Raw genomic sequence first — 15,049 nt, 5'->3', positions numbered from 1 at the left:
GTGGCGGGCCTACACCGGCTTTCGAGCCGCTGGGGGTCGGGGGGCGGTGAGCCACCGGGGACAACCGACGGCCACGCCCGCCGCTAGAAACGCCGACTGGCGAGGCCGAGGAGATCAAGGTCCTCGTCGACCACGCGCGCGGCTCGGATCCGATCAAACTGGGCAGGCAGGCCCATAACCTCGGGCTCTACCGGTATGCGCTCGGCTTCCACGGCGCCGCGTTCGCCGCCGATCCCGGGCCCACCGACGCGATGCTCTGGTCCGGCGAACTGCACCAGGTCGCGGGACGGCTGGACGAGGTGGACGTTCTCCGCGTGAAAGCCGTGGCCCTCCCGCGTTCGCAACGCGAACCGCCTTCTACTTGATCCTCCACTCGGCGGCTGACCCCAGGCCGGATGACGCGCCGAACCGAATGCGCTCAACTGTGGCGTCCTTGTTGACCTCGAAAGTCACACAGCCGATTTGACTCTCCCCTTTGGTCAGCCGGACCTCTCCCTCGGGGAAGTCCTGGCAGTCGGATGCAGTGAGGAGACTGCCTTCGTAGGCCTGACCAGTCGTATCGATGGCGCGTGCGCCGTTGCTTGGCGAGTCCTGGTATTCGTTGTCGCTGTTGTTCTTCACTTTGAACTGTGCCGCAACGAGCCGCTTACCATTCGGAACCGGCTCAAACTCACCCGGCTTGGCGGGATCGACCACTTTTCGGAGGGTAACGGCCAGCGAAACCCCTGCCGAGTCGTCGGCGATACTCACGGCGTCCCCTATCTGCGCCTCCTTCTTCGATGTCCGCGTGGCTTTGCCGCTCGCGCTGCCTCCACTCTTCTCCGGCGCCGTGCTGACGCTACCGGTCTCGCATGCTGCGGCTATAGCGACCAACGTCAGCGACATCACTGTCCTCGCGACCACCAAAGATAGGCGCACGTCGACCCCCTTCCGACATCCATTGAAGGCAAGTCTCTGCCTGCACACAGTTACCCATAGTAAGTGAGGGCCGTTCATATTGTTGCCATCTGCCGTGTAGGTAAGAGCCAATTTTCAGAGCGCATCCTGCAGCGGACATGCACTAGACGGACGTCTCAGCGCTGTCGCCGCCATCCTGTCGAAGGTGCTCCCCGAGCCGCCCGCTTCGGCGAGAGCGCCCGTGAGAAGCCTGGTACAGGCCCGCCCCCGGCAGGATTTCTTTCAATGGCGGGCCAGCGGCCGGGAGGTGATTCCGCACCGTCCCTAACTAACGTTAGACACCTCGCAGCGGGATAGCGGTTGCCGGCGATGGCGGGTGATCGGGCTGGGATTTAATGCGTCGGCGATGTCGGCGAGCATGGCGGGTTCGCACTGAAGGTCCATGACCAGGTTCCGGCCCGCCCGGGTCACCCACGCGGCGTTCGGGTGGGCGGTGGCGTCAGACGAAGGACAAGAGCCCGGATGGAACGGACGGTCGGGGGCGGCCCGGCCGCTTGGGTCTGGATCGGGCGGCGTGCTGGCCCGCGATCATGTCCCGGTGCCAGCGCAAGACCGTGTCCGGCCGCACGATCAGCCGCATCCGGCGTAGCACACCACGTGGCAGCCGGTGCGGCAGCGCCGCGGGTAGTGCTCGATCCGGACCGGCGAACCGGACCCTCGCCCCGTCCAGTTGGTGTTCCAGCACCATGATCTGATGCCGCGGCACCACGAACGTTGCGCTTACTGATAACGCCATCCATGCCGGTCGCCGACGAGCAAGCCACAAGATTGTCAACGGTCTCATGTCGGCGCGCCGACGTTGTCGCCGGCGAGGGGGTAGGCGGTGGTGGCCGAGACCGAGGAGGAGGTCGTCGCGGCGACCTGCTCGACCGGGCGTGTGACGTCCGGCCTGCTGATCTCCGCGCCCGAGCGCGGGTCGGTGAAGGCGCCGATGATCACACAGTGCCCCGGCGGGACGATCTCGACCTCGCCGCCGTCGCGCCGCTCCGGCAACGACCGGCCCGCGAACGGGATCACGTCGCCGCGCCGCACCACCGGCATGAACCGCTTCACCAGGAAGACGACACTTCGGCTTCTCGGGCCTTCTCATCGGGGCTGCGATGATGACCGTGTCCAGCCCCACCCCAGGGATCGTAGAACGCGACACCTGAGGGGTTGGAGGGATCCACGTGGAGTGACCGGCAGTGACCGTTGCAGTCGGTGAGACGGGTCAAGGAGTGCCGGGCGGACATCTTGGTCTACGCGCCCATCTGGGCTCCGTTTCGACCGATACCGCTGTTGGCTGCGTCTGAGCGGTCCCGCACTGCCCGGGCGAGTGGGTCTGGCTCCGTGTGCTCGCGGGCGTGCCCGAGTGGGACGAGATGGCGGCTCGGTGGCGGATCGCCGGCTTGGTCCGGGCCCCGCGTCCTCCCACGTGTTTCCCCGAAACCGGAGCACTCTTGGTCATAGGTGGTGGCCGGGTCACTCCTGCACGCTGGACGTGTCGAGGTCGCGGACGGTTTGGGCGAAGGCTCGAAGGAGCGGGGCTGCGTTGGCGGTGCGCCAGACGAGAGCCCATCGGCAGGGCGGGGCGTCGCGGACGGGGACGTAGACCAGGTTGGGCCAGGGGTAGAAGCGGGCGGACTCGACCACGGTCGCGGCGACGGCCTGCCCGGAACTCACCGCCGTCAACTGGTCGTGCCAGCTCGCGACTTGCGGTCCGCGCCGGATGGGGCGGCCGGCGGGGGTGTGAAAGGGCTGGAAGACCTCCTCGACGTATGCCGGAACGGCGGACTTGGGCGAGATGAAGGTGCAGTCGCCGAAGTCCTCCAGGCAGACCGATTCGCGCCCGGCGAAGGGGTGGGTGTCGGCGACCATGAGCACGAGGGCGGAGGTGTGCGTGACCGGGCCGACGGTGAGATCGGGTTCGCGGATCGGCAGCCAGAGCAGTCCGAGGTCGATCTCGCCGGAGCGGAGCAGGGAGAGCGGATCGATCGGGTTGATGTCGCGGTGGCGGATCCGGGCGGCCGGGTAACGGGTCCGGAACAGCTCCACGGCCTCCTGGATCATCCAGGCCTGCGGGCCCATGGCGCCCAGGGTCAGCGTCCCCGAGGTGCCGCGAGCGGCGGCGGACACCGCTTCGATTGCGTCCATGATCTGGCGGTAGCCGGCGCCGAGTTCCCGGTACAGGTGTTCTCCGGCGGGGGTGATGCGCACCCTGCGGCTGGTGCGGTCGAACAGCGGGGCGCCGATGCGGCGCTCCTGCTTCTTGATCGATTGGCTGACGCGGGCCTGGGAGACATGCAGCCGCTCGGCGGTGCGGCCGAAGTGCAGTTCCTCGGCCAGGGCCAGGAAGATCTCGATGTCCCGCAGCTCCACTCGCGCCTCGTTCCGATCCATAACAGCCGGGTTATCGATCAGTTTACGAAGTCCACGTTGATCAAGACCGGTGCCCTGGCGGAGAGTGGGACCCGTTCAACGCGCCCGGGCCGCCGCTTGCGCCGCGCCGCCCAGGACCGTTGCGAGGCCGACCGATCTGCGAAGGACTCTCGTTGTCTCCCGACCCGACCACCGTTCACCCGCTGTCGGCCCACCACCGCGTGGTGTTCCTCAAAGCACTGGTCAGCTCGCCGACGATCATCGTGGGCGAGTACACCTACTACGACGATCCCGACCACGCGACCGACTTCGAGCACCGCAACGTGCTCTACGCCTTCGGGCCCGAGCGGCTGGTCATCGGCAAGTACTGCGCGATCGCGACCGGAACCAGGTTCTTGATGGCCGGCGCCGAGCACCCGACGATGGGCGTGTCCACATTTCCGTTCACCATGTTCGGCGGCCAGTGGGCTGAGGAGACCCTGGACATCGTCACCGACATGCCCAGCCGGGGCGACACCGTCGTCGGCAACGACGTGTGGTTCGGCTACCAGTCCGTCGTCATGCCCGGCGTGCGGATCGGCGACGGAGCCATCATCGCGGCCGGCGCGGTCGTCACGACGGACGTGCCGCCCTACACGATCGTGGGCGGCAACCCGGCACGCCAGATCCGGCGGCGCTTCGACGACGCCGACGTGGACCGGCTCCGCCATGCCGCCTGGTGGGACTGGCCCGCCGGCCTGGTCACCGAGCACGCCCGCACCATCATGGCCGGCACCCCCGCCGACATCGAACGCATCGCCGCCCAGCACCGCCGCGGAGAAGACCGTTGATCATCAGGGAACACGTCGTAGCCGACCGCAGCGGCGGCCCGTATGCCGTCACGACCGGGCCGGACGGGGCGCTGTGGTTCACGCTCGTCCGCGGTGGCGGTATCGGCCGGCTCGTCCCCGGCCGGGAGCCCGGCATCCACCGGCTCGATCCGGCGTGCGGGCCGACGATCATCACGACCGGGCCGGACGGGGCGCTGTGGTTCACCGAGTACCAGGCGCACCGGATAGGACGGATCGCCCCCGACGGCACGGTCTCGGAGTTTCCGCTGCCCACCCCGCGCTGCGGCCCGTACGGCATCGCCACCGGACCCGACGGCGCGCTGTGGTTCACCCAGACCGCCGCCGACCGGATCGGCCGGATCACCACCGAAGGCCGGGTCAGCGAGTTCCCGCTCCCCACCACCGGCGCGTTCCCCTCCGCGATCACCGCCGGTGCGGACGGCGGGATGTGGTTCACCTTGAACCAGGCCAACGCGATCGGGCGGATCGGCATGGACGGAGCGATCGCCGTCCACCCCCTGCCGACCGAGGCCGCAGCGCCGGTGGGCATCGCGGCCGGACATGACGGCTGCGTGTGGTTCGTCGAGATCGCCGCCGGGCAGATCGGCCGGATGACCACCGACGGACGGGTGACCGAGTTCGCGCTGCCCGACCGGACCGCCCGGCCGCACGCCATCACGCCCGGCCCCAACGGTGAGCAGTGGTTCACCGAGTGGGGCGGCAATCGCGTCGGCTCCATCACCGGCGATGGCATGATCCAGGTGTACGACCTGCCCACCCCCGGCTCGGAACCCCACGGCATCACCCTCGGCCCGGACGGCGCCCTGTGGGCGGCGCTGGAAACCGGCGCCCTCGCCCGCATCACCCGCTGAACAGGAGACAGGCAGGCGTACCGGCCAAGCTCAACCACACCATCATCGCCGCCGGGGACCGCAACGAATCGGCGCAGTTCTTCCGAGGACTCCCTCGAACTCCGCCAGCCGCCCCTCATAGGAGCGAGACCCCTGCTGGACGGGGCGGTGCCCGGAGACGCGGCGGGCCGCGCCATCGGACTCTCCCGGCCCCAGATCTCTGAACCGCCGGAGCTTACGAAAGGACCTCATGACACCGCAGACGATCTTCGACGCGGGCGCAGAATTCGACCGGCAGGTTCACAACCTGGTCGAGCGCGAATACCCGGCCATGGCCGGCATGACCCCAGAGCAGTTCCACGCCCTGGTCACGCCCTTGCGGCCGGTCGCCGTGAACGCCGGGAAGCTCGCTTGCGAGCCCGATGCCGGCCGACTGCCCTTCCTGCTGGTGGTGCAACGCCAGGTCGTCCCGATCGAGCAGATGATGCCGCGCACCACCCTGCACGGAAAGGCCAAGACCGGTTTCGTCGACCATTCCTTCGAACCCGGATCCCTTGAACGCTTCGTCGCCATCAAGGAGACCGACCTCCCCGACCAGCCGGTCTACCTGCTGTTCGACATCGAACGCGGCGAGGAGTTCTGCGGCGCCATCCCCAACGACGCCATGGAAACCATCGGCGCCCGGGGAAGGACCCTGCTCACCATTGAGGAGGGCATAGCCATGACCACCCAGTTCCCAGAGGTCCTGGTCAAGAACAAATGCTACTCCCTGGGCGGCTCACGCTGCGGCGACCGCCGCGTCCCGGCGATATGGATCAGCAAGAACGCCCCCAAACTCGGCTGGTGCTGGGAACGCAATCCCCACACCTGGCTCGGAATGGCCTCCGCCGCCCACCGCGACAGCGTTTGAAAGGGACAGGAGTCAGGTAGCGCGGCGATCCTCGATCGCCGCTGCCGAGGGCGACTCCGCCGGCCAGCCCCCGGCTCACCTTCGCCGCCGACATGATCGTCCTCTCCGGGGGGCGGAGCGTTCCTGCGCGGCTCGGCGGCCCGCGGCCTGTGGGGGGTGAAGCTGGTGGTGCCGGACTGCCACGCCGGGCTGCGCGACGCGATCACCTCCGCGCTGCCCGGCGCGTCCTGGAAGCGGTGCCGGACCCACTACCACCGCAACTTGATCACGCGCGTCCCCAAGTCGGCGCAGCCTTCCGGCGGGTGAAAGCATGCGGATGTGACGCCCAATACCACCCGTGAGGGAGCCGCCCGGTTCGCCGCCCGTCTCCTGGCCACCGCCGCCGCTCCGCTCGACCCCGCCTCAGCGGACGGCCCACGGGTACTGCACTGGCCGGGGCGCAGGCTGCTGGTGCAGCGCGGGGACACCGAACTGGCCGTCCGCGACCTTGAGGAGACGGGGGCGGAGACCCGCTTTCCAACGCCGTGGCCTCGCCGGTACGGCACAGTGGCGGTCTCTCCCGCCGGTGATATCGCCGTGTTCGCCGGCGTGCACGCCTTGCGGGCCGTGGATTCGACCGGCGCCGTGCTGTGGGAGATCCGCCACGGCTGCTGGTCCGCCGCCGTGTGCACGACGGCCCATGCCACATTCTCCGAGTACGCCGACGACGACTACCACCACGGCCACGCCGACAGCGGCTCGGCGGCCTTCTCCTCCGACGGCAAGGTCCTGTGGGCTCACGTCCGCAGCCACACGGGGCACGACATCGAGGAGGAATGGTTGATCCTCGACGCCGCCGACGGCTCGCTGCTGGCCCGGGTCGCGACGATGACCGTGGGAGCGGGCTCCTCCCACTTTCCTCACCCCGATCCGGCGTACATGGGGCTGTCCATCGCGGAGGGCGAGGAGACTTCGCCCGTGCTGTGGGGACGCTGGGATGGTACGCAGCTCACCGTCCAGCGATTCGTCGAGGAGGTCTTCCTCGCGGTGAGTCCGTCCGGGGAGCACTTCCTGACGACGGATACGGGGCAGTGGGCCCTCTATCTCCACCAAGCGGAAGATGGCATGGAACTACGGCGACTGAACGCCGCGGATGCCGTACGCCCTCCTTCGGGAGACGACCGTGTCCGCTGGGACTTCGAAGCGGCTTTCCCGTACGACGACATCGCCGTGGTCGGCACCGAGTACTACGCGGAGATCCCCCGCCACTGGCTCGTCGACCCGCGCACAATGGCCCTGCGAGGATCAGTCGTCTACCCCTTCCCTGTCTCGGGGCCTCCCCTGTCGGCAGGAAAAGACGCCTGGTGCACGGTCTCCAAGGACCAGACCGCCCTCCATCTGTGGGACCTCCCGCACCTGGAATGAGCCAACAGCCCAGACCCGGGCCCAAAACTGCTCGTCCCCGAACGGTGGTTCGCGCCAAGACGGCTCTCCTCAACGCCGCCGGGCCGAGAGCTCGGGCGGCGGCGAGATCGGGAAGCTGCGGCTCCGGCGGGATGCTTGGCATCTGACCGGGGGACGTCGGGATTCGCCATCAGATCGAGAAAGACGCCTGGAACGCAAGGCGTTCGTCGGCCTGATCGCCGATGTGGGAGAGGACTTCATCGAGCGCGATGAAATTCTTCCTCCGGGACCGGAAAGCTCGGAAACATGGACGGCTTTCCCTACATCGTGCGTCGCGGCCCCGAACAACACCGCCTCGCGGTCAAAGAGCACCGCCGGTTAGCGCATCTCAACCCAGTCGACCAATTTCATGATGTTGGGGTGCCGGTAAGAACCGTGTCATGAGCCCCAAACGAGCCCGCGTTAGCGAATCAGTAGGCCAGGGGCTGGTGAGCCCGGCGGGGCGGCGTGGTTAGTTGCCGGGTGTCCCCTGCTGTTGAGCGGCTGTGATGCGGGTGGCGTACACGCGGTAGGCCTTGCGTTCGGCCGGCCCGGCGCCTCCGGCGGTGAGGGCTGCGCTCCGTTGCAGTGCGGCGTGGTGGAGTTCGAGCGGCATGGTAAGGCGGATGGAGTAGCCCTTGCCGCGGCGGATGATCCGCCCCCGGATGAGAGCCTGGAGGATGGTGTCGTCGCCGACGGTGCGCAGGTGGTCGGCGAGTAGGCCGGGCAGGTCGAGCGTCACGGGCGTGTCCGCGGCGGGGCCGGACGGCTCCTCGGGGACGGGGAGCGCGTCGATCTGGTCGGGGAGTTGGCGTGCGCCGGCGGCGTCCAGGATGCGGCGGATGGTCTTGGGTGCGACCTTGTGTCCGCGGGCCAGGGCCTTGACGGCGGCGCCTTCGGAGTAGGCGGTGACGACCTGGGCGGCCTTGTCCGGGGCGAGCGCGGTGGGGCGGCCGAGGGTCTTGCCGGAGGCCTCGGCGGCGGCGACGCCCTGGCGGGTGTCCTCGCTGATCATGTCGCGCTGGAATTCCAGGATGGAGGCCAGCACATTGACCATCATCTTGGTGCCGGGGTCGTCGGCGGCCAGGTCGATCCCCGACAGCAGTCCCGATTCCACCCGCAGGTGCAGGCCGCGGCGGATCAGCACGGGTCGCAGGGCGAGGATGTCGGCGACCGAGCGGAACAGGCGGGCGGCGTCGGCGATGCGGATGGTGTCGCCGACGGCGGCCTCGTGCAGCAGCTTGGTGAACCCACCCGGTCCAGGGAGAGCCGGCGGCTGGAGGTGGCGGGGTCGTCGTAGACGGGGGCGCCGGCGGCGATCAGCGCGGCCAGGGCGTGCCGCTGGCGGGCGTCGGTCTGTTCGTCGGTGGAGTGCCGCAGGTAGACGCGGTCGGCCATGCCCGATCAGGTTCCTTCCCCGCAGGTGGCCCGGGAGGAATGATCGACCGGGTGTTTCCCGGGTCGCGACTGCGGGCGTGGTCCCGGTGGCGGGGCCAACGGCGACCCGGCCAAGCGACCCGGCTTGGTGTCAGGCCAAGCGGTCCGGGGGCGGCGCCAGGGAGTAGTTGCTCCAGACGAAAGGTGTCCATCTGGTGCCGGCTTAGCCGGACCCGAATTGGAACAAAGCATTCCGTTCTGATAGAGTGGAGGTATCGCAAGAGAGAAGGAGATTGGCAATGATCCTGGTCATCGGTGCTACTGCGCACTTCGGCCGGCAGACCGTCGAGGCGCTGCGTCGGGAGGGCCACCAGGTGCGGGCACTCACCCGCACCCCAGAGAAGGCCGGTCTCCCCGAAGGTGTCGAGGTGGTCCAGGGCGACCTGGCGAAGCCCGCGACGTTCGCAGCCGCGCTCGACGGTGTGACCGCCGTGTTCCTGGTCCTGCCGTACGGGCTGGAGGCCACGGCGTTCCTCGACGCGGCCGCCAAGGCGGGTGTCGGCCGGATCGTCTTCCTGTCGTCGGGTGCCGTGGTCGACGGCGCGGACGGGCAGCCGGACGTGATCGCGGCCTATCACGCCGGGGTCGAGCGGGCGATCGCGGCGACCGGCGTTCCCGCGACGATCCTCCGCATCATGTTCCCGGCGATCAACTCGCTGGCCTTCGGCATGCAGCTCCAGGGCGGCGAGGTGATCCGCGGCGCGTACGCGGACGCCGCGTTCTCGATGATCCACGAGAGGGACGTCGCCGACGTCGCGGTCCGGGTGCTCGTCGACGGCGGGCACCAGGGCCGGGTGTACGAGCTCACCGGAGCCGCGTCCCTCACCCAGACCGAGCAGGTCCGCGTGCTCGGCGAGGCGCTCGGCCGGCCGCTGCGCTTCGAGGAGATGCCCGACGGTCCGCTGCGCGAGCAGATGGGCAACTTCATGGACCCGGACTTCGTCAACGCGCTGTTCGACCTGATGGCCGCGACCGTCGGCAAGCCCGCCCCTGACACCTCGGTGGTCGCCGACCTCACCGGTCACGCGCCCCGCACGTACGCCGACTGGGCCGCAGAGCACGCCGGCGACTTCGCCTGAGGTCCCTCCGCGATCGGCCTGTCGTTAAGGACGGCGTCACCAGGTACACGCCCCCTGTTCTCGGAAGTGCTGAGCAGGGCGAACGGTGCGGCGCGGCCTGGCCCTCGTTCTCGGAAGTCCCCGAGCTCGAGTTCCAGGCCCTACTGGGCGGCGCCTGCTTGCGTAGTCTGCGTCTGGCCGCCGAGCGGAAGGCGCTTGGCCACGTCCAGCCGTACCTCGCCGTAGGGCTGGACGTGCTGCCAGAACAAGGGCGTCAGGCCGCGGCGGTCGGCGGGCTTGAGCAGTTCGGACCACTCGGGGCCAGCCAGGACGTCTTGCAGCATCAGGGTGTTGATGTAGACGAGCGCGGCCTGCAGGATGCGCAGGCACAGCACGGTCATCTCCAGTTCCTCGCTCGCGGAAGGAGTCCGCGCCGACCACCCAGATCTCCTTGCACCGCAGCGCCTCACGCAGCGCCTGGAAGGTGACGATCTCGTACACCATCCGCACCACCCGCCGCCGGCCGCGCTTGTCGCGCTTGAACACCAGGTCCTCCCAGGCCCCGGCGGTGCCGCGATGCTCGGGCACCCGCTCGCCGCGCGGGTAGTAGAGGTCCCGCACTGACGGCCCGAGCGGTCCCGCGGCGGACCCGACAGGCCGCCTGGGCCGGCGCCGGCCACGCACCTGCCGTCGCTGCCGACCATGTCGGCTCGCTGTCTGCTCGGCGGTTCCGAACACGGACTGACACGGAGCGGAATGGAGCGACACGGGAGCGGTGATGAAACACGAGAATGCCCCGGCTTGCCCACCGCCCGGTTCGCCCCACTCCGTCCCCACGTCGCAGCCGAGTGGTCATCTCAGTCGCGCGCCGACCGGCCCGGCACGCTCAGCCTGTGGGCCCGGCGGCTGCGTCGGCGCCGAGCACGGTCCCGAGCTCGGTCCGCGAGGCGATGCCGCGCTTCGCGAAGACCTTGCGCAGGTGGTACTCGACCGTGCGCGGGCTCATGAACAGCCTGCCGCCGATCTCGGGATTGGTCAGGCCCGCACTGGCGAGACGTGCGATCTGCAACTCTCGCTGGGTCAGATCGCCGTCGGCCTCGGTGCTTCTCCTGTGCGCGGTCTCGCCGGTGGCCCGCAACTCCCGTGCGGCGCGCTCGGCGAACGCCTCCATGCCCATCGCGGTGAACATCCCATGCGCGTTGCGCAGGTGTTCGCGCGCATCGAGCCGACGCCGCTCGCGGCGCAGCCATTCGCCGTACAGCAGGTGGGCGCGGGCCGTCTCCGAGCGCAGCCGGGTGCGGCAGAGGCGGTCGATCGCCTCGCCGTAGAGGGCCTCCGCCTCCTCGCCGTGGCCGACAAGCGCGCGTGAGCGGGCCGCGATTCCCCGTGCCCAGTCCGTCTCGCTCGCCTGTGTGGTCTCCAGCAGCTGCCCGAGCGCCCTTGCGGCGAGGCGCATGTCTCCGCAGCGGACGGCCGCCTCGACCAGTTCGGCCGGCGCCCACTGGGGCGCGACGCCCGGTGCCGGAGGGTCCGCGCTGGCCTGCCGGGCGGCGTCCCGGGCCTTCTCGTACCGCCCCAGACCGTTGTAGAGCACGGCGCTCGTCCACTGGGCCACGCTCAGACCGACCCCCTCGCCCCGCGAAGTCGCTTCGCTGACGGCCGCTCCCCTCAGCTCCTCGGCCTCCGCTTCGCGGCCTCGCCACGCGGCGAGCGCGAGGGCACCGTAGTTCGTGATCCGCATCCCGGTGGCCGCGGTGAGGGTGTCCACCTCCTCGCTGAGCGTCGTCGCCCCGGCCAGGTCACCTTCGAAGAGCCGCACCATGATGCGCGAACTCAGGGCGAGAGGCAGCACCGCCAGGGCGCCGGTCTCCCGTGCCAGGCGGACATGGCGGTCGGCCAGCGACCGGCCCGCCTCGTCGTCCCACCGGGCCATGCTCGTGATGAACGCGAGCCACAGCCATCGGAGCTCGTCGTCCGCGGAGACGTCCTGGCCCAGGAAGGCGTGCAGCGCCCGCCTCATCGCCGGGGCCGCCGCCGCCGCGTCCTCGGTGAACAGCAGGGCCAAGGCGTCCAGGAGGAGATCGGCGGCCCGGCGGGGTGCCGGCGGACGCGGCGCGGCACGGGCCGCCACGGCGACCTCCAGCAGTCCGGTGCCCTGCGCCAGGCGGCCGGCGAACATCACGGCGGACAGGGCCTGGAGGTAGGTGTCGCGCGCCAGCGGCAGGTCCAGCGGCTCCAGTTGCTTGGCGGCGTCGAGCAGCAGAGGCGGAGCCAGGCTGCCGTGGTGCGCGGAGAACTCGATCTCGGCGTGCAGCAGGGTCGCCCGAGCGCGCTGCCGCTCGTCGAGCGGCCCCGCCTGGGCCGCGGCCAGCAGCCTCCGGGCGGCTTCGGCCGCGCCGGCCTCCTGCTGGGCGTGGGCGGCGGTCAGGGCCCGCTCGGCGCGGCGCGCGGGATCGGGGGTGAGCGCGACGGCGCGCTGCATGAAGGCCGCCGCCGCGGCCAGGCCTCCGCGCGCCTGCGCATGCCCGGCCGAGCGTTCGAGTTCCGCGGCGATCTCCTCGTCGGGCTCGGCCGTCGTGTGCGCACGGTGCCAGGCACGGCGTTCCGGATGCGCGCGGGCGTCGGTCGCGTCCGCCAGCGCCGCGTGCGCGCCCAGCCGTTCCTCCGCCGTCGCGGCCCGGTAGACCGCCGAGCGCACCAGGGGGTGCCGGAAGCGGATCAGGGTGCCGAACTGGATCAGATGGTCCGCGGGGGCGGCGGCCGCGGTGCCGTCGGTGATGCCCGTCCCGGCGGCCGCCCTCCAGACCAGGGCCGCGTCGCCGAGCGGCTCGGCGGCGGCCAGCAGCAGCAGTCGCCGAGTGGCCGAGGGCAACCGCTCCAGCTGCCGCAGGTAGCCGTCCTCGATGCGGCGGGAGAGCGTCCGCGTCCCGGGGAGCCCGAAGCCGCCCGCCAGCTCGGCGGGGGTCGAGCCGAGCGGCAGCTCCAGCAGGGCCAGCGGGTTGCCGCGGGCCTCGGCGATGATCCGGTCGCGCACCCTCTCGTCGAGCGGACCCGGTACCGCCCGCCGCAGCAGCTCCCGCGCGTCACGGTCGCCCAGCCCCCGCAGCCCCATCTCCGGCAGCCCCCACCGCTCGGAGGAGTCGGCGTCGTGCTCCGCGCCCTCCTCCGCGTCGCGGACCGCGAACACGCAGGCCACCGACTCCGCGCCCAGACGGCGCGCCACGAACGCCAGGAGCTGCGCGGAAGCCTTGTCCAGCCACTGGACATCGTCGACCACGCACACGAGCGGACGAGGCTCGGCCGCCGCGGCGAACAGGCCGAGCACGGCCAGGCCCAGCAGGAAGCGGTCCGGCGGCGGCCCACTGCGGAGGCCGAACGCCGTCCTCAGCGCATCGCGTTGCGGCTCCGGCAGCCTGCCGAGCAGGTCCAACATCGGCGTGCACAACTGGTGCACGGCCGCGAAGGCGAGTTCCATCTCCGACTGGGCCCCCACGGCGCGCACCACACGGCATCCGTCGGCCCGCCGCACCAGGTACTCCAGCAGCGCCGACTTGCCCGTCCCCGGCTCCCCGCGGATCACCAGCGACCGGCTCTCCCCGGCGCGCACGGAGTCCACCAACCGATCGAGCGCCTCGCACTCCGCACGCCGCCCCAGCAGCCCGGGCCGCTGCGGCCAGGCGGAGGGACGCAGGCCGGTCGGATCTGTCGACGACATCCCACCTCCGTCCGCCGGGAGCCGCTGACGCCACTCTACGGCCGCGAACGGCGGTTCGCCCAGGTCGGGGCAGGTGCGCCCGGAATGCGGGCGCAGACGGCCCCGTCGTCAGTCGCCGGTCAAGCCCGCGAAGAGCATGGTGAGCCCCTCACTCATGGTGGGGTGGGTGACCATCATGTCGCGGAGGGCGGTGAAGGGCAGGCCGGCGAGCATCGCGGTCTGCACGGTGGTGATGGTCTCGCCGGTCTCCGGCCCGAGCAGCGTCGCGCCCAGAATGCGGTCCGTGTCCGCGTGGACGACGGCCTTCCACAGCCCCCGCGTCTCCCCGGTCGTGCGGGCGCGGGGAATGGCCGACACGGGCAGGCGGGCGATCTTCACGGGATGGCCGAGCCGCCGCGCCTCCTCCTCGGTGAGGCCCACGTGGGCGAGGTCCAGGCTGAGGAAGGTCGTCCGGGGCACCAGCCGGTCCTCGGAGGACCGGGAGCCGCCCGCCAGGTTCTCCTTGAGGATCCGGTAGTCGTCGAGGGACGCGTGGGTGAACTGCGGGCTGCCGGCCACGTCGCCCGCCGCCCACGTGTGCGGCGCGGTCGTGGCCAGGTGCTCGTCGACGTCGACGAACCCGGCGGCGGTGACCGCCACGCCCGCCCGCGGCAGATCGAGCTCCTCCGTGACCGGCTGCCGTCCCACGGCGACCAGCACGTCGTCACCGGCCAGTTCCAGGCCGTCCTCCAGCACCACGGTCACCTCGCCGCCGCCGTCACGGCCGACGCGCGCGACCTCGCGCCCGAGCAGGACGGTGACGCCATGGCCGGACAGCAGGTCCCGCACCGCCGCCGCGATCTCGCCGTCCTCACGCGGCAGCAGCCGGGAGTGCCGGCTCACCACGGTCACCCGGCTGCCGAACGCCGCGAACATGTCGGCGAACTCCAGCCCGATGGGCCCGTCACCCAGCACGATCAGCCGACCGGGGATCGGCTCCAACCGCAGCAGGCTCTCGCTCGTCAGCGCCCCGGCCGCGTCCAGTCCCGGGATGGCGGGGACACGCGGCCGCGTGCCGGTGTTGATGACCGTGTCGGCACCGCGCAGCACCCGCCTACCGCCGTCGCCCAGCCGGACGTCCACGGTGCGCTCGGCCACGAACCGCGCCCGGCCGATCACCAGGTCCATGCCCGAGTCGAGGAACTGCTTGTGGTTGAGCGCGACCATTGCGTCGACGACATCGCTCTTGTGCGCCCGCAGCAGGTCGACGTCGGCCTCCGCACCGTCCACGATGAGCCCGAGTTCGCGGCCGCGGTCCAGCGTCCTGCGGGCGCGGGCGCTGGCCACGAGGGCCTTGGTCGGGATGCACGCGACATTGATGCACGTGCCCCCGATCATGCCCTGCTCCACCATCGCCACGCGGGCGCCGCCCCGCGCCCGGTCCATGGCCAGCGTCTTGCCGGCCTTGCCGCCGCCCACGACGAGAAGGTCGAAGTCCTCTGCCGGCGGTGCCATCCGTTCCCCCTCAAGGC

13 protein-coding genes and 2 pseudogenes are annotated in these 15,049 nt (G+C 70.8%); 6 read left to right on the top strand and 9 right to left on the bottom strand.

Features of this window, described 5'->3' with window-relative positions; genetic code table 11:
* Nucleotides 1-83: 83 nt before the first annotated feature.
* The 4 genes from AB0C21_RS05325 to AB0C21_RS05310 all read right to left on the bottom strand — a co-directional run bounded on the left by AB0C21_RS05325 (nt 84) and on the right by AB0C21_RS05310 (nt 3,336).
* On the bottom strand, nt 84-344 hold the full coding sequence (locus AB0C21_RS05325) for a hypothetical protein (protein WP_500202813.1): 261 nt from the start codon (nt 342-344) through the stop codon (nt 84-86).
* Nucleotides 345-357: 13 nt separating this feature from the next.
* On the bottom strand, nt 358-750 hold the full coding sequence (locus AB0C21_RS05320; RefSeq protein ID WP_500202812.1) for a DUF4352 domain-containing protein: 393 nt from the start codon (nt 748-750) through the stop codon (nt 358-360).
* A gap of 987 nt (nt 751-1,737) precedes the next feature.
* Nucleotides 1,738-2,010, bottom strand: a complete 273-nt coding sequence (locus AB0C21_RS05315; RefSeq protein WP_500202811.1) for a hypothetical protein — start codon at nt 2,008-2,010, stop codon at nt 1,738-1,740.
* 408 nt (nt 2,011-2,418) lie between these two features.
* Nucleotides 2,419-3,336 (bottom strand): LysR family transcriptional regulator, encoded by a 918-nt coding sequence (locus tag AB0C21_RS05310; protein WP_500202810.1) that lies wholly within the window; start codon nt 3,334-3,336, stop codon nt 2,419-2,421.
* A gap of 152 nt (nt 3,337-3,488) precedes the next feature.
* On the opposite strand from AB0C21_RS05310, the gene AB0C21_RS05305 reads away from it, so the two are divergent.
* The 5 genes and pseudogenes from AB0C21_RS05305 to AB0C21_RS05285 all read left to right on the top strand — a co-directional run bounded on the left by AB0C21_RS05305 (nt 3,489) and on the right by AB0C21_RS05285 (nt 7,310).
* On the top strand, nt 3,489-4,145 hold the full coding sequence (locus tag AB0C21_RS05305) for a CatB-related O-acetyltransferase (RefSeq protein WP_500202809.1): 657 nt from the start codon (nt 3,489-3,491) through the stop codon (nt 4,143-4,145).
* Entirely contained in the window at nt 4,142-5,017 is an 876-nt protein-coding gene (locus AB0C21_RS05300; protein WP_500202808.1) for a Vgb family protein, read from the top strand. The genes AB0C21_RS05305 and AB0C21_RS05300 overlap by 4 nt, the downstream gene beginning before the upstream one ends.
* A 229-nt stretch (nt 5,018-5,246) precedes the next feature.
* The gene (locus AB0C21_RS05295; RefSeq protein WP_500202807.1) at nt 5,247-5,906 is read left to right on the top strand and encodes a DUF5701 family protein; all 660 of its coding nucleotides are present in this window, start codon (nt 5,247-5,249) and stop codon (nt 5,904-5,906) included.
* 117 nt (nt 5,907-6,023) lie between these two features.
* Nucleotides 6,024-6,200 (top strand): annotated as a pseudogene (locus AB0C21_RS05290) (transposase); the annotation flags it as partial.
* Between the two features lie 24 nt (nt 6,201-6,224).
* Nucleotides 6,225-7,310 carry a hypothetical protein gene (locus tag AB0C21_RS05285; RefSeq protein ID WP_500202806.1) on the top strand — a complete coding sequence of 362 codons (1,086 nt, stop codon included), beginning with the start codon at nt 6,225-6,227 and terminating at the stop codon, nt 7,308-7,310.
* Nucleotides 7,311-7,800: 490 nt separating this feature from the next.
* Here AB0C21_RS05285 and AB0C21_RS05280 read toward each other — a convergent pair whose 3' ends face one another.
* Entirely contained in the window at nt 7,801-8,532 is a 732-nt protein-coding gene (locus AB0C21_RS05280; protein WP_500202865.1) for a recombinase family protein, read from the bottom strand.
* Nucleotides 8,469-8,726 (bottom strand): hypothetical protein, encoded by a 258-nt coding sequence (locus AB0C21_RS05275; RefSeq protein WP_500202805.1) that lies wholly within the window; start codon nt 8,724-8,726, stop codon nt 8,469-8,471. The genes AB0C21_RS05280 and AB0C21_RS05275 overlap by 64 nt, the downstream gene beginning before the upstream one ends.
* A gap of 278 nt (nt 8,727-9,004) precedes the next feature.
* Between AB0C21_RS05275 and AB0C21_RS05270 the strand changes: the two genes are divergently transcribed.
* Entirely contained in the window at nt 9,005-9,844 is an 840-nt protein-coding gene (locus tag AB0C21_RS05270) for an NmrA family NAD(P)-binding protein (RefSeq protein ID WP_500202804.1), read from the top strand.
* A 140-nt stretch (nt 9,845-9,984) separates the two neighbouring features.
* Here AB0C21_RS05270 and AB0C21_RS05265 read toward each other — a convergent pair.
* From AB0C21_RS05265 to AB0C21_RS05255, 3 genes and pseudogenes are all read right to left on the bottom strand, one after another.
* A pseudogene (locus AB0C21_RS05265) lies at nt 9,985-10,236 on the bottom strand (Tn3 family transposase); the annotation flags it as partial.
* Nucleotides 10,237-10,709: 473 nt separating this feature from the next.
* Nucleotides 10,710-13,538: a helix-turn-helix transcriptional regulator gene (locus tag AB0C21_RS05260; RefSeq protein WP_500202803.1), complete on the bottom strand. Its 2,829-nt coding sequence runs from the start codon at nt 13,536-13,538 to the stop codon at nt 10,710-10,712.
* A gap of 108 nt (nt 13,539-13,646) precedes the next feature.
* Nucleotides 13,647-15,032, bottom strand: coding sequence for a dihydrolipoyl dehydrogenase family protein (locus AB0C21_RS05255; RefSeq protein ID WP_500202802.1), 1,386 nt, complete (start codon nt 15,030-15,032; stop codon nt 13,647-13,649).
* Nucleotides 15,033-15,049: the final 17 nt, after the last annotated feature.

It is taken from the genome of Spirillospora sp. NPDC049024, assembly GCF_040649235.1.
Lineage (GTDB): Bacteria > Actinomycetota > Actinomycetes > Streptosporangiales > Streptosporangiaceae > Spirillospora.
The sequence above is the reverse complement of the archived record's forward strand: the minus strand, read 5'-3'. Positions and strand labels throughout refer to the sequence as shown.